Raw genomic sequence first — 18875 nt, 5'->3', positions numbered from 1 at the left:
ACACTTGTTGCATAATCGCCACAATGCGTTGCATACATCCGACGCAATCACTGGCTCTTAGACGGCGACATGGCTTCGCAGGCTCTTACATCAAACGAACCGCTTTTCAGCAGACCCGGCGGAAGGGATGGGCGCCGGTTGCTTGCGCTGCCTGGCGTTGTCGCAATCGCCGGTGCGCTGGTTACGGCGGCAATCTCATTTGCGATCCTCGTCGGCGCGACGCCGATCACGCCGGACGCAGCCACGACGCTGACGCTGATTGCGGTCAACGCCGTGTTCGTGCTTGCGCTGATCGCCCTGGTCGGCCGCGAGGTGCATCGGATCGTCATGGCGCGCCGGCACGGCAAGGCGGCATCGCGGCTGCATGTGCGCATCGTGGCGATGTTTGCGCTGGTCGCCGCCATCCCCGCCATCATGGTGGCCATCATTGCCTCGATCACGCTCGATATAGGTCTCGACCGCTGGTTCGAGATCCGCACCAAGACGATCGTCAACTCGTCGCTGTCGATCGCCGATGCCTATGTCCAGGAAAATGCTCGCAATCTTCAGGGCACGACGCTGTCGATGGCCTACGATCTCGACGCGTCACGCACGCTTTACGGCCTCGATCGAACCGGCTTTCTCGACCTGATGAACAAGGAAGCCGTGGGCAGGACCCTGGCGCACGCGGCGCTGATCAAGCCGGATGGCTCCTTCGTCATGAGCGCCAAGACCGATACGAATTTCGCCATGCCGGAGCCGCCGGAAGGGGCCGTGGCGAGTGCGGCCGACGGCAAACCCGTGCTGATCGAGCCGAAGACGCGCAACATCATGGGCGCCATCGTGAAATTGCGCGAGATCGAAGGCCTCTACCTCTACACCATTCGCCTTGTCGATCCCGAGGTGATCAAGGCGCGGCAGATCGTACAGTCCAACACCGCGGAATATCGTGGCCTGGAAGCGAACAGGCGGACCTCGCAGGTGGCGTTCGCGCTGCCCTATCTGTCGCTGACGCTGATCATCATCCTGTCGGCCATCTGGACCGGGATAGCGGTGGCTGACCGCCTGGTGCGGCCCATCCGCCAGCTCATCGGCGCCGCGGACGAGGTTGCCACCGGCAATCTCGACGTCGCCGTGCCAGTGCGGCCTTCCGACGGTGACGTCGCCTCGCTTGGCGATACGTTCAACAAGATGCTGCTGGAGCTGAAATCGCAGCGCAACGAGATCCTGTCGGCCAAGGATTTGATCGACGAGCGGCGGCGTTTCTCGGAAGCGGTGCTGGCCGGCGTCACCGCCGGCGTCATCGGCGTCGATCCCTACGGCATCGTCACCATCGTCAACAAGTCAGCCGAAACGATGCTGGCCATATCGGCGACGGCAGCGCTCGGGCAGAACCTGTCGGCCGTGCTGCCGCATGTCGGCCGCGTCTTCGAGATCGGCCGCAAATCCGGCAAGCCGGTCTATCGCGAGCAGGTCACCTTCTACCGCGCCGGCGCCGAGCGGACTTTCAACGTGCAGATTACCATCGAGGCCGGCGACAACGGCTCGGAGGAGAAATCCTATGTCGTGACGGTCGACGACATCACCGATCTGGTCCAGGCGCAGCGCTCCTCGGCCTGGGCGGACGTGGCACGGCGCATTGCGCATGAAATCAAGAACCCGCTGACGCCAATCCAGCTCTCGGCCGAGCGCATCAAACGCCGTTTCGGCAAGGTCATCACCGAGGACCGCGAGATTTTCGATCAGTGCACCGACACCATCATCCGCCAGGTCGAGGACATCGGCCGCATGGTCGACGAATTCTCCGCTTTCGCCCGCATGCCGAAGCCCGAGATGAAGGCCATCGATCTGCGCGAATCATTGCGCGAGGCGTCGTTCCTGGTCGAGGTCAGCCGTGCAGACATCGCTTTCGAACGCGTCTTCGGCAACGAGCCGCTGAAGGGCACTTTCGACAGCCGGCTGATGGCGCAAGCTTTCGGCAACGTCATCAAGAACGCCGCCGAAGCGATTGACGGACTGGAACAAAAGGACGGTTCGCACGGCATAATCCGGATTCAAGCTGCCCGGCAGAATGGCGCGATCAGAATCGACGTCATCGACAATGGCAAAGGCCTGCCGCGCGAGAATCGTCAAAGGCTGCTCGAGCCCTATATGACGACGCGCGAGAAGGGCACCGGGCTCGGCCTCGCCATCGTCAAGAAGATCGTGGAGGACCATGGCGGGCGGCTCGAACTGCACGATGCGCCTGCGGACTTCCACGGTGGACGCGGCGCGATGATCTCGATCATCCTGCCACCCGCTGCCGCAACCGCGCCGCCACGCGGTCAAGGCGAAACTGAACTCGAAAGAGAAACTGAAAAGGTCGGTAATGGCGTCTGATATTCTCATCGTCGATGACGAGGAAGACATCCGTGAACTCGTCGCGGGCATACTGAGCGACGAGGGGCATGAAACCCGCACGGCATTCGATGCCGACAGTGCGCTGGCGGCAATCGCCGACCGGGCGCCGCGGCTGATTTTCCTCGACATCTGGCTGCAGGGCTCGCGCCTGGACGGGCTGGCGCTGCTCGACGAGATCAAGACGATGCATCCGAGCCTGCCGGTGGTGATGATTTCAGGCCACGGCAATATCGAGACGGCAGTGTCGGCCATCCGCCGCGGCGCCTATGATTTCATCGAGAAGCCATTCAAGGCCGACCGGCTGATCCTGATTGCCGAGCGGGCGCTGGAAACCTCGAAATTGCGGCGCGAGGTCTCAGACCTCAAGCAGCGCAGCGGCGAAACCTTCGACCTGATCGGCATGTCGTCGGCGATGAGCCAGCTGCGCCAGACAATCGAACGCGTCGCGCCGACCAACAGCCGCGTCATGATCATCGGTCCGTCCGGCTCGGGCAAGGAGCTCGCCGCGCGCGCCATCCACACGCTGTCGGCGCGCAAGGGCGCGCCCTTCGTGACACTTAGCGCCGCCAACATCACGCCCGAGCGCATGGAGATCGAGCTGTTCGGCACCGAATCCAACGGCACCGAGCGCAAGGTCGGCGCGCTGGAGGAGGCGCACCGCGGCATCCTCTACATCGATGAAGTCGCCGACATGCCGCGCGAGACGCAAAACAAGATCCTGCGCGTGCTGGTCGAGCAGCAGTTCGAGCGGGTCGGTGGCACCAAGCGGGTCAAGGTCGATGTGCGCATCATTTCCTCGACCTCGCAGAACCTCGAAGCGATGATCGCCGACGGTCGCTTCCGCGAAGACCTCTATCACCGTCTGGCGGTGGTTCCGGTCATGGTGCCGGGTCTGGCCGAGCGACGCGAGGACATCCCCTATCTCGTCGACAATTTCATGAAGCAGATCGCGCGTCAGGCCGGCATCAAGCCGCGCCGCATCGGCGACGACGCGCTTGCCGTGCTGCAGGCGCACAACTGGCCGGGCAATGTCCGCCAGCTGCGCAACAATGTCGAACGGCTGATGATCCTGGCGCGCGGCGACGATGTCGATTCACCGATCACCGCCGACCTGTTGCCATCCGAGATCGGCGATGTCATGCCGCGTACGCCGAACCAGTCCGACCAGCACATCATGGCGCTGCCGCTGCGCGAAGCCCGCGAACAGTTCGAGAAGGACTATCTGATCGCCCAGATCAACCGGTTCGGCGGCAACATCTCGAAGACGGCGGAATTCATCGGCATGGAGCGCTCAGCGCTGCACCGCAAGCTGAAGTCGCTGGGGGTCTGATCCCCATTTGTTGTTGGGCCAGCACGCTGTGGCCTATGCAATTGCCGGTTACGGCAGCGGCGGAATCGCCTAAAAATACCGGGACTTTTCTGAGGGATCACTGAATGCCGCGCATTGCCTATGTGAACGGGCGCTATGTCGCCCATGCCGACGCTGCCGTGCATATCGAGGATCGCGGCTACCAATTCGCCGACGGCGTCTACGAGGTCTGCGAGGTGGCTCAAGGCTTTATCGTCGACATGCCGCGCCATCTAGCACGGCTGAACCGCTCGCTCAGCGAACTGTCGATCGACTGGCCGGTTACCAAGGGCGTGCTGCCGCTTCTCCTGCGCGAAGTCGTGCGGCGCAATCAGGTCGTCAACGGCCTGGTCTATGTCCAGGTGACGCGCGGCGTCGCCAGCCGCGACTTCGTTTTCCCGGCCGATACACTGTCGTCGCTGGTCATTACGGCCAGAAAGGCCGACCCGGCGGCGGCCGCAAAGCGGGCCGAGACCGGCATCAAGGTCATTACCGTGCCGGAGAACCGCTGGGACCGGGTCGACATCAAGAGCACCGGCCTGCTGCCCAATGTGCTGGCCAAGCAGAAGGCGAAGGAAGCCGGCGCACAGGAAGCCTGGTTCATCGATACAGAAGGCAACGTCAAGGAAGGCGGCTCGTCGAATGCCTGGATCGTGACCCGGGACGGTGTTCTGGTGACCCGGCCGGCCGAGCACGGCATCCTGCGCGGCATCACCCGCACCACCATGTTCGAGGTGGCGGCCAAGCTCGGTTTGAAGATCGAGGAGCGCGGGTTTTCGGTCACTGAAGCCAAGGCGGCGCGCGAGGCTTTCATCAGTTCGGCAACGACAATAGCCATGCCGGTGGTGGCAATCGACGGCGCCGCGGTCGCCAATGGCCACCCCGGCTCAATAACACTTTCATTGCGGCAGGCCTTTTTTGACATTGCGGAAAAAAGTCCAGCCTGATAACCGCACAGATGGACTGCACATCAATATATCTCGTTCTGGTTGTCGTTACTGACGGCAAGGGGGTGTTTGCAAGCTTGACATGTGCCCGCTAATTTGGCGCATTGGCCTGCAAACCGAAGGGGATCGGCGAAAGACAAGAACAATGGCGGAACGATCGCAAAACCTTCAGGACCTGTTCCTGAATTCTGTTCGCAAGAGCAAAAATCCACTCACCATCTTTCTTATCAACGGCGTCAAGCTGACCGGCGTGGTCACTTCCTTCGACAATTTCTGTGTTCTGCTGCGCCGCGACGGCCACTCCCAGCTCGTCTACAAGCATGCCATTTCCACGATCATGCCGAGCCAGCCGGTTCAGATGTTCGATGGCGAGGAAAGCCAGGGCGCCTGATTGGCACGTGAGAAAGACGCGGACCGCAGCGTCCGCGGGAAACCAGCGCATCACCCTGGGACGGAAGCCAATGGTCCGACCCGGGCGGTTGTCATTGTGCCGGTGCTTACCCGGCATCAGCGCAACGATGACGAAACAAATCGTCCGCGGCTGACGCGTTCGGCCGATGCCCGCCACGACGAAGCGGTCGGCCTTGCCCGCGCCATCAACCTCGATCTGATCCACACGGCGGTGGTGACCGTCAACGATCCCCGCCCGGCAACCTTGCTCGGCAGCGGCAAGGTCGCGGAGTTCGCCGAGATCGTCAAAGAGGGTCATGCGGAGGTGGTCATCGTCGACCATCCGCTGACGCCTGTGCAGCAGCGCAATCTCGAGAAGGAATTCAACGCCAAGGTGCTGGACCGCACCGGGTTGATCCTAGAGATTTTTGGCGAACGCGCGCGGACCAAGGAAGGCACGCTGCAGGTCGAGCTTGCCCACCTCAACTACCAGAAGGGCCGCTTGGTGCGGAGCTGGACCCACCTTGAACGCCAGCGCGGCGGCGCCGGCTTCCTCGGCGGCCCCGGCGAAACCCAGATCGAGTCGGACCGACGGCAGTTGCAGGAAAAGATCATCAAGCTCAAGCACGAGCTGGAAACGGTGCGCCGCACCCGCGACCTGCATCGCGCCAAGCGCAAGAAGGTGCCGTTCCCGGTGGTGGCGATCGTCGGCTACACCAATGCCGGCAAGTCGACGCTGTTCAACCGGCTGACCGGAGCCGACGTGCTGGCCGAAGACATGCTGTTTGCCACGCTCGACCCGACGCTGCGCCGTGTGCGGCTGCCGCACGGCACGCCGATCATCCTGTCGGATACGGTCGGCTTTATTTCGGACCTGCCGACGCATCTGGTCGCCGCCTTCCGCGCCACGCTGGAAGAGGTGGTCGAGGCCGATCTCGTCATCCATCTGCGCGATATCTCGGATCCGGACACAGCCGCGCAAGCCGAGGATGTCGAACGCATCCTGGCCGATCTCGGCGTCGACGCCGGCGATACCAAGCGCGTCGTCGAGGTGTGGAACAAGGTCGACTTGCTCGACGATGGCAACCGGGAGCGCCTGCTTGCCGATGGCGCCGATGCCAACAAGGCGCCGCCGATCGCCATCTCGGCCATCACCGGCGAAGGCATCGATGCGCTGAAGGCGCTGATCGAGACCAGGATGTCAGGCGAGTTGGAGGAACTGACGGTGACGGTCGAGCCGGCGCAGTTCGGCCTCGTCGACTGGCTCTACCGCAATGGCGACATCGTTTCGCGCATCGACAATGAGGATGGCAGCGCGACCATTGCGCTCAAGGCCACGCACACAGCCCGGCAAGAGATCGAAAGCCGATTGCACCGCAAAAACGGAGCGTAAGCCTGCTTACGTCTTGCCCTTGGCCTGCTGCCAGAGCGCTTCCATTTCGTCCAGAGTGGCTTTATCCAACGTGGTTCCCGACGCCTGCAGCGCGCGCTCGACATAGTGGAAGCGCGAGCGGAATTTTTCATTGGTGCCGCTGAGGGCAGCTTCGGAATCTAGCTTGAGGTGACGGCCCAGATTGACGACGGCAAACAGCATGTCGCCGAATTCGTCCTTGATCTCGGCCGTTTCGCCCTTGGCCAGCGCCTCGCGCAACTCGCCGATCTCTTCCTCGATCTTGTCGAGGATGGGCGCCGCCTCGCTCCAGTCGAAGCCGACCCGGGCTGCCTTCTCCTGCAGTTTCAAGGCCCGGGTTAGGGCGGGCAGGGCGACCGGCACGCTGTCCAGAAAACCCTTGCCATTGTCTTCCGGGTCGAGGCCGCGGGCGAGCCGGACGCTTCGCTTTTCAGCCTTCTCCTCAGCCTTGATCTTTTCCCACATGCCCTTGGCCATGCCGGCGCTGCGCGCCTCCTCGTCGCCGAAGACATGCGGATGGCGGCGGATCATCTTGGTGGTGATGGCCTCAACCACATCGCCGAAGGCGAAGTCGCCCGTCTCCTGCGCCATCTGCGCGTGGTAGACGACCTGCAGCAGGAGATCGCCGAGTTCATCGCGCAGATCGTCGAGGTCGCCGCGCGCAATGGCGTCGGCGACCTCGTAGGCCTCCTCGATCGTATAGGGCGCGATGGTCGAGAAATCCTGCTCGATGTCCCAGGGACAGCCGGTCTTCGGCGCCCGGAGCGCGGCCATGATCTCGATCAGTCGGGAGATGTCCTGCGAAGGTTTCATAGCCGGGATGCTACCGTGCGTACGGCTTGCCGGCCAATGCCGTCGACCGGCGAGGGGAGATTGTCCACAGGTGGCGGCACTGAGTGGTGAAGCTTATCCTTCGTTATCAACGCGCTGCAGGATGGCGCGATAACGGCTGCACACAGAGGCATCCCTGTAGTAATCCACTTCCGCATCAACGATCTCGTCAAGGTGTAGTCCAGGATAATGCGCCTTGACGTTTGCCAGGGCGTCTTGTGCTTGCCTCATTTCGCCGAGTTCAAAATGGCAGACGACCAGACGAACGAGTGACCACCGCGGTACATCGGCCATTTTTGCGTAGCAGGCAATTGCCTCGCTGTATCGTCCAGCCGCGGTCAGGATGATGCCGCGAAAGTCCTCATACCACCCCACAGCGTATGGGTCGCGGCGCTGGGCTTCGGTTATTTCAACAAGCGCCTCATCCGGCCTGTCCGTGTAGTTGAGGAAAAGCGCACGGATACTGAGAATGAACGGATCGTTCGGATTGAGGGCAATTGCACGGTCAAGACTGATTTCAGCCTGCCTGAATTGGCGCAAATACAAATGAGCAAAGCCGCTGGCGAGATGGCCGTACGCCTCGTCGGGGTCGAGCTGCAACGCGGTTTTCGCCATCTCCAGTGCGGGATGCAGATAATCCGGATTGTAGAAGACCCAGAAGAACTTGAGGGTCTCGACAACGCCGAGCATGGCGTGGGCAGCAGCAAACCGCGGGTCGAGCTTTACCGCCTGGCGCAGAAACGGTTCCGCTTCGTGCGCGGCGTCATAGACGGCCGCCAGTTGCAGTGCTCGCAAGTAGAACTCATAGGCCGACATGTTGTCCGTCGGCCGCGCCCTGGCGCGCGATGCAATCGCGATTCTGGTCTGCCGGGCCAGGCGGGCTGCAATCATCTGGGTGATTTCGTCTTGGATGGCGAAAATGTCATCGAGTTCGCGGTCGTAGTGCTCGCCCCAGATGTGAGCTGTTGAAGATGCGTCGATCAGCTGCACGGTGACCCGCACCCGGTTGCCGATCTTGCGCACGCTGCCTTCGACGACGTACTGGACGCCAAGTTTCTTCGCCACCTCGGCCAAATCATTCGCCTTGCCGCGGAACTGGAAGGAAGAGTTCCGCGCAATGACCAGAAACTCCCTGAACTTGCCAAGCTGGGTGATGATATCTTCGGTTATCCCGTCACTGAAATAGTCCTGTTCCTGGTCGCCGCTCATGTTGTCGAAGGGAAGAACGGCGATGGACGCTCTGGACGGCGCCACAGCCTCTGCCGTAACCGCGAGGGGCTTGGGGCCAGCGTATTTATAGCCGCGACCATGGACGGTTACGATCATTTCGGCGGGCAGCAGTTTTCGCAGCGCCGAGATATGGACCTGCAGCGTGTTCTCCTCCACCACCAAGCCGGGCCATGCCGCATCGAAGAGTTCGGTCTTGCCGATCACCTCGTCCGGCCTCTCCAGCAATGTCGCGAGGATGTCGAAGGATCGCGCCGAAAGCTCCACCGGTCCATTGGGGCCCAGCAGCAGCCTTTCGGTGCGCTTCAGGTGATAGTTCCCGAACTCCAAGTCCATTTGCCAGAACCCGTCCCTTGGGGGCGAGGATACCCCAAGACGGTTCTGAAGGCGAACTTCAGGGCTGTTCAGGACTGGTCAGGACTATTCAGGTCCGAGCCAAGGACCTGAGTGGGGAGCGGTGTCATTCTCACGGTCAAGGAGGACACCATGACCGACATCTCCACCACCGCCGCGACCACAATCCGCAGCCTTAGCCGGCTACGGCCAAGCTTGCCGAGGCTCGAAATCGGCGCATCGCTTGCCGCCATATCCAGCGTGGTGGGAGATGCACTCAAAATGGCATACGTTGGCCCCTACGCCAGTCGCCGTCGCCAGCCGGAGGTCGCCCCGGACGATGATCTCGAGGGTCGGGATCCCACCTGGTGAGAGGCGGAACCCGTTTCACACTTTCCTGGAATTGCTCTAGTCGAGCACCGAGACAACCGCCTTGGCGAGATCGTCCATACCGTCCTCGGGCAGGCCGGCAACGTTGATGCGGCTGTCGCCGACCATGTAGACGCCGTATTCCGACCGCAGCCGCTCGACCTGCCCTTCGGTGAGGCCAAGCCTTGAAAACATGCCGCGATGGCTGGCGATGAAATCGAAGCGGTCGGAATTGGATTGCCGGCGCAGTGCGTCGGCGAACTGGACGCGCAGTCTCAGCATGCGCAGCCGCATCTCCTCAAGCTCCGCCTCCCAGTCGGCGCGAAGGCCATCGTCTTCCAGCACCATGCGCACGGCCGCCGCGCCATGGTCCGGCGGCATCGAATACATGGCGCGCGCTGCCGCCAGCATCTGGCTCATCGCCACATCGGCTTGCACGCTATCCTTGGCCAGGATCATCGCCGCGCCGACGCGGTCGCGGTAGACGGCAAAGTTCTTCGAGCAGCTCGAGGCAACGACCATTTCCGGAACCTTCGAGGCCAGCAGGCGCAGACCGGCAGCATCGGCGTCTAGGCCCTCGCCAAAGCCCTGATAGGCAATGTCGACAAAGGGCAACAGCCCGCGCTCGACGACTAGGTCGGTGACCTTGGCCCATTGCGCGGCGTCGAGATTGGCGCCGGTCGGGTTGTGACAGCAGCCGTGCAGCAGCACGATGTCGCCGGCCTCGGCCGTACCCAGCGCCGCCAGCATGTCGTCGAAACGCACCGCGCCGGAAGCCGCATCGAAATAGGGATAGTCGCGCACCTTGAGGCCGGCGCCGCGCATCACCGGCGGATGGTTCGGCCAGGTCGGATCCGACAGCCAGACGGTCGCGTCGGAGCGGGTCCGCTTCAAAAGCTCGGCCACCAGCCGTAGCGCGCCGGAGCCGCCCGGCGCCTGCGCCGCGCGAATGCGCGTCATGTCGGCTGCGGGGCCGAAGGCCAGCTTGACCATCGCCGTGTTGAAGCCGGTGTCGCCGGGAAGACCGAGATAGGTCTTGGTGTCCTGGCCCTGCAACAGCCGCTTCTCGGCCTCGCGCAAAGCGCGCATGACCGGCGTCTTGCCGTCGCGGTCCTTGTAGACGCCGACGCCGAGGTCGATCTTGCCGGGGCGCGGATCAGCGCGGTAGAGGCCGATCAGGGCGATGATCTTATCGGCGGGAGCAGGCTGCAGTGTTTCGAACATGGAGAGCGTTTCCGGTGGCGGCGGAGTGATACGCAAATCGGGCGAGCTTCGCCAGCGCTTTCATGTGCACCAGACGGAAGTCCGGGCGAGGACCATCGTCGCCGCCTGAATCGCGCCTACACGTTCCTGTCACATGGTCGTAGTTTGAATAGCTTGGCCGGGACGGACAAAGCATTGCGGCGAAAGGACAATGATGAGCCAGCAAGACAAATTCGATCTCGCCATTGTCGGCGCCGGCATTGTCGGTCTTGCGCATGCGCTCGCTGCCGTCCGTCGCGGCCTTTCCGTCGTCGCCATCGACCGTGATGCGCAGGCCAACGGCGCCTCGGTGCGCAACTTCGGCTTCGTCACGGTGAGCGGCCAGGAACGGGGCCATGTGTGGCGGCGCGCCATGCGCTCGCGCGACATCTGGCAGGAAGTGGCCGGGCCGGCCGGCATCGACATCATCCAGCGCGGCACGATCGTCGTCGCGCGTCGTCCCGAGGCGCGCAGCGTCGTCGAAGCGTTCCTGCAGACCGAGATGGGCGAGGGATGTTCGCTGCTCGAACCCGACGATTTGCGCCGCCAATACCCACAGTTTGCCGGGCAGGACGTTGCCGGCGCCCTGTGGAGCCCGCATGAGGTGCGCGTCGAATCGCGCCAGGCGATCCCCCAGCTTGCTGCCTTCCTTACCGAATGGCACGGTGTCCAATTTCGCCGCGAGACGGCAGTGCGCTCCATCGAGCCGCCAGCCATCGAGACAAGCCGCGGCATAGTTCGCGCGGACAAGGTGATTGTCTGCCCCGGCGACGATCTGGCAACGCTCTATCCCGAGCGTATTGCGCTCTACAGCGTCCGGCGCTGCAAATTGCAGATGATGCGCCTTGCCGATCCCGGCTTCCGGCTTCCATCTCCGGTGATGTCGGATCTCGGGCTTGCGCGCTATTCCGGCTTCGGGGCCCTGCCTGAAGCCACAGCCTTGCAGCGCCGGCTCGAGAGCGATCAGCGCCACGCGCTGGACAATGGCGTGCATCTGATCGTCGTGCAGAGCGCCGACGGCACTTTGGTGGTCGGCGATTCGCACCATTACGCGGCGACGCCCGACCCGTTCGCCTCGGAGCGGGTCGACGAAATCATCCTGGAAGAGTTCAGCGCTGTCTTTGGCGGTACGCCGCCGCGGGTGCTGGAACGCTGGACCGGCATCTATGCCTCGGCCGCCGACCACACGATGTTTGCCGATGCCCCGCAGGAGAATGTGCGCATGGTGATGATCACCAGCGGCACCGGCGCCTCGACGTCGTTCGCCATCGCCGAAGAGGTGATCGACGAACTCTTCGGTTCAACCACTGCAGACGCCAGAAAGATCGCCTGATGCCCCCCCAGCACCTGCTTCGCGCCGTCGTTTTCGACTGGGCCGGCACCGTTGTCGATCATGGCTCGCTGGCGCCGATGGGCGTTTTCGTCGAAGCGTTCCAGGAATTCGGCGTTGCCATCAGCAACGAGGAGGCGCGCGGACCGATGGGCATGGCCAAGCGCCCGCACATTGCCGCGCTGATGGCGCTGCCGAGGATTTCGGCCGCCTGGGCCAAACAACATGGGCATGCGCCGACCGAGGCCGACATCGACGCCGTCTACGACGTCTTCGTGCCGAAGAACCGGGCGGTCGCGGCTCGCTTTTCCGATGTCATTCCGGGCGTCGCCGACGTGGTCGCCACGCTGCGTGCGCACGGCCTCAAGATCGGCTCGACCACCGGCTACACACGCGACATCATGGCCGAGATCCTGCCGGGAGCGGCCGCGCACGGTTTTGCGCCGGATTGCCTGGTTTGCACCGGCGATACGCCGGACGGCAGGCCGACACCGTTCATGCTGTGGAAGGCGCTGACCGAACTCGGCGTCTATCCCCCATGGCTCAGCGTCAAGGTCGACGACACCGAGGTCGGAATTGCCGAAGGCATCAACGCCGGCGCCTGGACAGTCGGCGTGTCGGTCACCGGCAACGTCTTCGGCCACACACTGGCGAAACGCAGGCAATGGCGCCGGAAGTTTTCCGCACCAAGCGCGCCGAAGCCTCGGCCAGGCTCAGTGCCGCAGGCGCACACTATGTCGTAAACGGGGTTGCCGATCTGCTGCCGGTGATTGCGGTAATCGAGGGCAGGCTTCGGCGCGGCGAACGGCCCTGAAGGAGCAGCCGCTAAGCAGTCAATCCGTCGCCAGCGGGCGGTCCGTCGGTTAGCGGCCGGACAGGTCGACCGCCAGCATGCCGGCGACGCGGGCCTTGGCGGCGCCGGATTGATCAGAGCCGTTGATCGCAGTCCTGGCGCGGGCGCCAGCCCTGCTGACGGCCAGAAGGATAGCAATGATCGCGGCAAGGGTTCCGGCGGCGAGCAGCAAGGCCGCGCGTTTCATCCTGTTCATCACGGGTCTCCGTTCGACGAAACGCGCAAGCGAACGGTGACAAATTAGTCCCGCGATGGCGGGCGCGCATCTGCCGTGCGGGGGATGTTGTGCGACAGGCGCGGTAGGCCAACCGGTAGCGAAACGGCTAGGGCTTCGAATTCGTGATGATCCGCCGCGTGAGGACCCGTCCGAGAACGATGAGCACGATGCTGATCAGCAGGAAGAAACCGCCGAGCATGCCGGCCAGCCCGGCAAGGAACCAGCGTCCGGCGAAGCTGTCGACGGAGGCATTTTGCGGATTGGTTGGGTCGTAGGCGACAGGGACGCTGTCGCCATCGCCCCAGGACGAGCTGTGGACGGCATTGTTGAAGCGGATCACGGTGCCGTCGGCTGTCGAGAACTCGATGAGGGGATTGTATTCGGCGGCGACGATGCTGCCCGTCGCCGAAGCGGTGCGGGGGCCATACATCTCGACGATGGCCAGAACGCCGGAAACGATCAGTCCGACAATGCCAAGGACTATGAACATCCTGCCGACGATCGAAAGCGCCGCGGCACCCGTTACCCGATCCCCACCGACCATCTTTTGCTCCTTGGAAAGACGGGAAGGCTAAGCCATCAGCATGGAGCAAACATCTGCCGTACGGGAGACGGGCGTTGCGAGGCCGGATTTTGGCATCCATGCGACCAACCAAAAGTTTTTGCGGCAATGGATTAAAGTTCGCGCCTGTTCCGTAAACAGGGCATGAAACGATCGATGCCACGCTTCGATATAGTTGGACAACTGGGTTCGCTGCGGCGCTATGCACGTTCGCTGACACGCGACAGCAGTGACGCCGAGGATTTGGTGCATGACGCGCTGGTGCGCGCCTATGAGCGGCGCGGCACATTCCGTTCTGGCGGCAATTTGCGCGCATGGCTGCTGTCGATCGTCCACAACGCATTCATCGACAAGATGCGCTCGCACCGTTCGGAAGCGGCGCGCGTCGAGCAGGCCGGCTATCTCACCGATGCCAGCACGCCGGCGCCGCAGGAACATTCCGTGCGCCTGGCGCAGGTGCGCGAGGCCTTTTTCAGCCTGCCGGAAGAGCAGCGTTCGGCGCTGCATCTGGTCGCCATCGAGGGCCTTTCCTACCAGGAGGCTGCCGACGCCAGCGGGGTGCCGCTGGGCACGCTGATGTCGCGCATCGGCAGGGCGCGCGCGGCGCTGCGCTCGATGGAGAGCGCTCTCCCTTCGCCGGCCAAGAACCATCTGAGGATCGTGGGAGACCCGTCATGACCGAACTGTTGCGGGACCCGGTGACCGATACCGACCTCGACGCCTATGTCGACGACCAGCTGGATGTCGCGCGCCGAATCGAGGTCGAAGCGTTTCTGTCGGCTCGTCCGGAGGCAGCGGCGCGGGTGATGTCCGATTTGAGGACGCGCGACGAGTTGCGCCTGGCGCTGGCCGCTTCCACAGGGATGGCGCGGCCGGCGACGACTGAAGTCGCGCGCCGGCTGGGCAGGGGGCTGGCCAGTCGCCGCGTCTTCGCCGTGCTGCAACGAGCGGCCGCGGTCGCCGTCTTTGTCGGCGCCGGCTGGCTGGCGAACGGCCTGTTCGGTCCGCTGCTGGTGACCAAGGTGGTGGCTTCGCCGACGCCGCCCGCCTATGTCGAAGAAGCGACCCGGGCGCACAGGACGACGCTCATGCGCGAGGCGATGCCCTCGCAGCTCGAGGCGCCTAACTACGATGCCGATGAAATTCGCGCTGCGACCGCGATCGTCATGCCGTCGCTGCCGAAAGACTGGAAGATCCGCGACGTGCAGATCTATCCGTCGCGGTTCGGGCCGAGCGTCGAGGTGGCGCTGGAGACGAAGGATATGGGGCTGGTCTCGCTGTTTGCGATCCGGCCCGGAACCTTCGACGTGGTCAAGCCGGCAATAGCGCCCTCGGGCGACATTTCCTCGGCCTATTTCCAGATCGGCGAGGTCGCCTACGCGGTCGTTGCGCGCAGCGATGTCCATGACCTCGACCGTGCCGCCGAAACGCTCGCCAAAACGCTTTACTGAGACCTCACATAAGGAGAACCCGCATGAATACCCCTGATCTCGGCTATCGCATGGGCGCTGGCGCCCGCGCCGGCGCCGTCTATGACGAAGGCCTGCGCAGCCACATGCTGCGCGTCTACAACTATATGGGTATCGGCCTCGTCGTCACCGGCCTCGTCGCCTTCATGGTCGCCTCGACGCCGGCTCTCTACGTGCCGATCTTTTCCAGCCCGTTGAAATGGGTGGTGATGCTGGCGCCGCTCGCCTTCGTGCTGCTGTTCTCGTTCAAGATGCAGACGATGTCGGCGGCCAGCGCCCAGGCGATGTTCTGGGCCTTCTGCGCGGTGATGGGCCTGTCGCTGGCTTCGGTGTTCCTGGTTTTCACCGGCACCAGCATCGCGCGCACCTTCTTCATCACCGCCACCATGTTCGGCGCCACCAGCCTCTACGGCTACACGACCAAGCGTGACCTGACCCAGTTCTCGTCTTTCCTGATCATGGGTCTGATCGGCGTGGTGATCGCCAGCGTCGTCAACATCTTCCTCGGCTCGACTGCGCTGCAGTTCGCCATCTCGGTGATCGGTATCGCCGTGTTCGTCGGCCTGACCGCCTGGGACACGCAGACGATCAAGGAACAGTATGCGGAGAATTTCGACGCCGAATCGCAGCAGAAGCTCGCCGTCTTCGGCGCGCTGTCGCTCTACCTGAACTTCGTCAACATCTTCCAGCTGTTGCTGAATTTCACCGGCGAACGCGAGTAGGCGGGACCGTAGCAGGCAACATTATCAAACTGTGGCCGGAGGGAAACCTCCGGCCATTTTTGTCTCTGGCGGTGTATGGGTTAGCCATCGCGGCACAAGAGCTGCCTGGCTGCTCTTGAGTTCACAGGCGGCCCTTTGCTAGCCTGCTGCCAGATCAGCCAGCCGCGAGAAATTTATGGAACAAGTAGCGCTTCACGGCGACGGCATCTCGGCAACCATCGTCGGGCAGGGGGCTGAACTGGTCTCCTTGCGCAACGCCGAGGGCCTGGAGCTTTTGTGGCAGGCCGGACCGGAATGGCGGCGGCATTCGCCGGTGCTGTTTCCGATCGTCGGCCGGCTGAAGGGCGACCAACTGCGCCATCGCGGCCAGCTCTATCCGCTGACCCAGCACGGCTTCGCTCGAGACAAGCCGTTTGCTTGGGCCGAGACGGGTCCCCGGTCCTGCACCCTGGTGCTGACCGACGATGCCGACACCCGTGCGCGCTATCCCTTCGCGTTTCGCTTGGCGGTCACCTACACGCTGGAACGCCGGCGGCTCGATATTTCCTTCGACATTACCAACACCGGCGACGAGACGCTGCCGGCCTCGGTCGGGGCGCACCCTGCCTTCAACTGGCCACTGCAGGCGGACCTCGCCAAGACCGACTACCACCTGACCTTCGCCCAGGACGAGCCGGCGCCGATCCGCCGGCTGAAGGATGGCTTGATGCTGGCAGCACCCCTGCCGACGCCCATCGAAGGCAAGACGCTGGCGCTCTCCGAACGGCTGTTCGATGCAGACGCCGTGATCCTCGACCGGCCGGCCAGCGCGAGCGTGCATTATGCCGCCGCGCACGGTCCGGCGATCGAGGTGGCGTGGCAAGGCTTTAAGGAACTGGGGATCTGGTCCAAGCCCGGCGGCGCGCCGTTCCTGTGCATCGAACCCTGGCACGGCCTTGCCAGCCCCGTCGATTTTGACGGCGAGTTCGCCGACAAGCCGGGCGTGATGCTGATCGCGCCTGGAGAGAAGCGTGTGCTGAGCTATCAGGTAAAGCTGACATCCACCTAACTGGCGCTAGCCTCCAGGCGCCTTGAAATTCCCTGAATGATCAGGAGTTATGGCTCCGACGGATGTTCCGGACCGTCTGGGAGGGGTCGGCGGATGCCTGGATGCTTGAAGTTGGTGGCAGCGACGCTGGCCGTGCTGTTTGTCTTTCCTGTTGCAGCAGCCGATATCGGCCGCGCCAGCCTCTACCGCGCGCAATCGGTGACCAGCGGCACTGGCGAGGAGAACCGGGCCTGGGGCCTTGCGCCGTGCCTTGAAGAGGTGCTGGTCAAGGTTTCCGGCGACCCGCGGCTGATAGGTGATCCGCGTGTGACGGAGATCAGCCGGCACGCAGCCGACTATGTCACTGATATCGACTACCGGGACCTTCTCAACAACCGTCCGCCACATGACGAGCAGGGCACCCATGACCGGCCAAAATACATCACCGCCGATTTCGCTCCGGACAAGATCGATGCCTTGCTGGCGTCGCTCGGGCGCAAACCGTGGCCGTTGCCGCGGCCCGCAATTGTCGCAATGCTCGACGTAAAGCCGATGAAAGGCGACGGCTTCACGCTGGTGCGCGATGGCGGGGGCGAGCTCGCAGCGGATATGCGTGTCGCATTGGCGGCCGCCGCATACCGGACCGGCTTGCCGCTGGAGCTACCCAAACCGCAGGACGTCGTGCTTGCCGACGTGACGCAAACCCTGGGTGGCGATGCTGTGCTTGCCGGCACGTTGGCGTGGCGCCCGGAAGCGCTGGGTTGGGTCGGCGACTGGCGGCTTGCCTCCAAGGGCAAGGAATACCGCTGGCAGGTGCGCGGCGTCAGCTTCGACGATGCGTTCCGCAACGCTGTGCGCGGGACGCTGCAGATCCTGTCGGGCAACGGAGAGCCGGAGGCCGTCACGCCGCACTGATCTACGCGCTTTCCTCGGTGCGAAGGGCGGTCCATTGCGGACATGAGTTAGCCAGCGCACATTTGGTTCTTGCATTGCCTTCTGGAGGAACAATGCTGCCGAAACTCTCCTCGCAGGCAGGGTTCCTTGTCGGCCTCGGCATCACGCCCATCGCCTTCTTCCTGGCACTCTATTCGGCCGGCGCAGGGCATGGAGACTATGTTTTGGCGCGGCTTCTCTACCCGGTTCCCATGCTGGCAACGCTGTTGACCGACACAACCATCACCGGCCTTTCGATCGGATTGGCGGCGCTGCAGTTTCCTGCCTACGGGGCATTTGTTGCGGGCGCCAGCAGCCTCCAGATGGCTGGCCCTTGATGTCTTTCATCTTGTTGCAATCGCAGCGGCCTTCAGCGGGGCTCTAGCGAGTTTTTCGGGATGAAATCGCCAACTTCGCGATGACCGATTACTTCGGAGAGAGCCCGTCGAGCAGGAAGCCGAGGCCCTTGCGGAAGGCGCCATCCCAATCGTCGTCCAGCAGCAGGCGGGAGCCCCCGATCGTCGGGTAGGGGCCGCTAAGATGCTCAAGCCGCTGCTGCGCGGCGGCCCTGTCTTCGTCAGAGACATCGAAGCTGGCCCGGGTGATGGTGGCGCCCATCACATAGTTCCAGAGCGACCATATTGCCGCGTTCAGATCCGCGTCCGCGACGCCGGCCCTGGACAAGGTCTTGCTCATGCGTTCCAGGCGACTGAGGATGTTTTGGCCTAGCGCTCGGCGCGGCAACAGCGATGTCGACCAGGGATGGCGGAGCATGCTGGCACGCCAGTCCTCGAGCATATGAACGATTTCCGTGCGCCAGTCTTGAGGATCGTCCGACTGCGGCGGCCCGCGATAGTCGAGCACCGCATCGAGGGCCAGGTCCAGGACATCCTCTTTGTTGTCGACGTGCCAATACAGGCTCATCACGCCGGCGCCGAGGCGATCTGCCAGCCGGCGCATCGTCAATCCGTCCAGCCCATGAGCGTCCAGCAATTCTACTGCGGTCGCGACGATACGGTCCCGGGAGAGAGGCGGTTCGCTGGCCTGCTCCTGCACGGGCTGAAGGCTTGTCCTGTCAGAGCGCTTGCTTCGGGCGCCGCCGCGTTTGGCTGGCATTCGTCTTCCTCGCTGACTGAGCGTCGATTTTGGCAGGCACCGTCAGGAATGTCGACGCCGCCCGCTTGACTAGTACGTTGTACCATAGCATGACTCGTACATCGTATGAGTCATGCTATGGCTGATATGGCCAAAGTTCAATCATGCCGGTTGCGAGGGTCGCTCGCAG

At 63.3% G+C, this 18875-nt stretch carries 19 protein-coding genes and 1 pseudogene; 14 read left to right on the top strand and 6 right to left on the bottom strand.

Features of this window, described 5'->3' with window-relative positions; all coding sequences use genetic code 11:
- Nucleotides 1–69: 69 nt before the first annotated feature.
- The 5 genes from AC04SG_RS03865 to hflX all read left to right on the top strand — a co-directional run bounded on the left by AC04SG_RS03865 (nt 70) and on the right by hflX (nt 6457).
- Complete coding sequence (locus AC04SG_RS03865) at nt 70–2358, top strand: sensor histidine kinase NtrY-like (protein WP_488550005.1); 2289 nt, start codon at nt 70–72, stop codon at nt 2356–2358.
- Nucleotides 2348–3709: a nitrogen assimilation response regulator NtrX gene (gene ntrX, locus AC04SG_RS03860; protein ID WP_112561767.1), complete on the top strand. Its 1362-nt coding sequence runs from the start codon at nt 2348–2350 to the stop codon at nt 3707–3709. The genes AC04SG_RS03865 and ntrX overlap by 11 nt, the downstream gene beginning before the upstream one ends.
- A 104-nt stretch (nt 3710–3813) precedes the next feature.
- The gene (locus AC04SG_RS03855; protein ID WP_488550004.1) at nt 3814–4674 is read left to right on the top strand and encodes a D-amino-acid transaminase; all 861 of its coding nucleotides are present in this window, start codon (nt 3814–3816) and stop codon (nt 4672–4674) included.
- 145 nt (nt 4675–4819) lie between these two features.
- Entirely contained in the window at nt 4820–5065 is a 246-nt protein-coding gene (hfq, locus tag AC04SG_RS03850; protein WP_006202172.1) for an RNA chaperone Hfq, read from the top strand.
- Nucleotides 5066–6457 (top strand): GTPase HflX, encoded by a 1392-nt coding sequence (gene hflX, locus AC04SG_RS03845; RefSeq protein ID WP_488550003.1) that lies wholly within the window; start codon nt 5066–5068, stop codon nt 6455–6457.
- Between the two features lie 6 nt (nt 6458–6463).
- On the opposite strand, the gene mazG is transcribed toward hflX, so the two are convergent.
- A complete protein-coding gene (gene mazG / locus AC04SG_RS03840) occupies nt 6464–7288 on the bottom strand; it encodes a nucleoside triphosphate pyrophosphohydrolase (protein WP_488550002.1) in 825 nt (274 codons plus the stop codon).
- A 93-nt stretch (nt 7289–7381) separates the two neighbouring features.
- Complete coding sequence (locus AC04SG_RS03835) at nt 7382–8869, bottom strand: winged helix-turn-helix domain-containing tetratricopeptide repeat protein (RefSeq protein WP_488550001.1); 1488 nt, start codon at nt 8867–8869, stop codon at nt 7382–7384.
- A gap of 150 nt (nt 8870–9019) precedes the next feature.
- Here AC04SG_RS03835 and AC04SG_RS03830 point away from each other — a divergent pair, with 150 nt between their 5' ends.
- On the top strand, nt 9020–9238 hold the full coding sequence (locus AC04SG_RS03830) for a hypothetical protein (protein ID WP_488550000.1): 219 nt from the start codon (nt 9020–9022) through the stop codon (nt 9236–9238).
- 36 nt (nt 9239–9274) lie between these two features.
- Here AC04SG_RS03830 and AC04SG_RS03825 read toward each other — a convergent pair whose 3' ends face one another.
- A complete protein-coding gene (locus tag AC04SG_RS03825; protein WP_488549999.1) occupies nt 9275–10459 on the bottom strand; it encodes an amino acid aminotransferase in 1185 nt (394 codons plus the stop codon).
- A 190-nt stretch (nt 10460–10649) separates the two neighbouring features.
- Between AC04SG_RS03825 and AC04SG_RS03820 the strand changes: the two genes are divergently transcribed.
- Both AC04SG_RS03820 and phnX read left to right on the top strand, forming a co-directional pair.
- A complete protein-coding gene (locus tag AC04SG_RS03820; protein ID WP_488549998.1) occupies nt 10650–11810 on the top strand; it encodes a TIGR03364 family FAD-dependent oxidoreductase in 1161 nt (386 codons plus the stop codon).
- Nucleotides 11810–12621: pseudogene (phnX, locus tag AC04SG_RS03815) on the top strand (phosphonoacetaldehyde hydrolase). The gene AC04SG_RS03820 and the pseudogene phnX overlap by 1 nt, the downstream one beginning before the upstream one ends.
- Before the next feature lie 49 nt (nt 12622–12670).
- On the opposite strand, the gene AC04SG_RS03810 reads toward phnX, so the two are convergent.
- Together AC04SG_RS03810 and AC04SG_RS03805 are read right to left on the bottom strand one after the other, a co-directional pair.
- Nucleotides 12671–12856 carry a hypothetical protein gene (locus AC04SG_RS03810; RefSeq protein WP_488549997.1) on the bottom strand — a complete coding sequence of 62 codons (186 nt, stop codon included), beginning with the start codon at nt 12854–12856 and terminating at the stop codon, nt 12671–12673.
- 127 nt (nt 12857–12983) lie between these two features.
- Complete coding sequence (locus AC04SG_RS03805) at nt 12984–13421, bottom strand: DUF3592 domain-containing protein (RefSeq protein ID WP_488549996.1); 438 nt, start codon at nt 13419–13421, stop codon at nt 12984–12986.
- A 162-nt stretch (nt 13422–13583) separates the two neighbouring features.
- Here AC04SG_RS03805 and AC04SG_RS03800 point away from each other — a divergent pair, with 162 nt between their 5' ends.
- From AC04SG_RS03800 to AC04SG_RS03775, 6 genes are all read left to right on the top strand, one after another.
- Complete coding sequence (locus AC04SG_RS03800) at nt 13584–14117, top strand: sigma-70 family RNA polymerase sigma factor (protein ID WP_376740395.1); 534 nt, start codon at nt 13584–13586, stop codon at nt 14115–14117.
- Nucleotides 14114–14890 (top strand): anti-sigma factor family protein, encoded by a 777-nt coding sequence (locus AC04SG_RS03795; RefSeq protein WP_488549995.1) that lies wholly within the window; start codon nt 14114–14116, stop codon nt 14888–14890. The genes AC04SG_RS03800 and AC04SG_RS03795 overlap by 4 nt, the downstream gene beginning before the upstream one ends.
- A 23-nt stretch (nt 14891–14913) precedes the next feature.
- A complete protein-coding gene (locus AC04SG_RS03790; protein ID WP_112561756.1) occupies nt 14914–15630 on the top strand; it encodes a Bax inhibitor-1/YccA family protein in 717 nt (238 codons plus the stop codon).
- Nucleotides 15631–15805: 175 nt separating this feature from the next.
- On the top strand, nt 15806–16678 hold the full coding sequence (locus AC04SG_RS03785; protein WP_488549994.1) for an aldose 1-epimerase family protein: 873 nt from the start codon (nt 15806–15808) through the stop codon (nt 16676–16678).
- A gap of 114 nt (nt 16679–16792) precedes the next feature.
- Nucleotides 16793–17572 (top strand): DUF2066 domain-containing protein, encoded by a 780-nt coding sequence (locus AC04SG_RS03780; RefSeq protein ID WP_488550054.1) that lies wholly within the window; start codon nt 16793–16795, stop codon nt 17570–17572.
- Nucleotides 17573–17664: 92 nt separating this feature from the next.
- Nucleotides 17665–17928: a hypothetical protein gene (locus AC04SG_RS03775; RefSeq protein WP_488549993.1), complete on the top strand. Its 264-nt coding sequence runs from the start codon at nt 17665–17667 to the stop codon at nt 17926–17928.
- An 88-nt stretch (nt 17929–18016) separates the two neighbouring features.
- On the opposite strand, the gene AC04SG_RS03770 is transcribed toward AC04SG_RS03775, so the two are convergent.
- Nucleotides 18017–18706 (bottom strand): TetR/AcrR family transcriptional regulator, encoded by a 690-nt coding sequence (locus AC04SG_RS03770; protein WP_488549992.1) that lies wholly within the window; start codon nt 18704–18706, stop codon nt 18017–18019.
- Nucleotides 18707–18875: the final 169 nt, after the last annotated feature.

This window comes from Mesorhizobium sp. CNPSo 4684, assembly GCF_057784315.1.
Note: the sequence above shows the minus strand (reverse complement) of the source record. Positions and strands in the feature narration are given on the sequence as shown.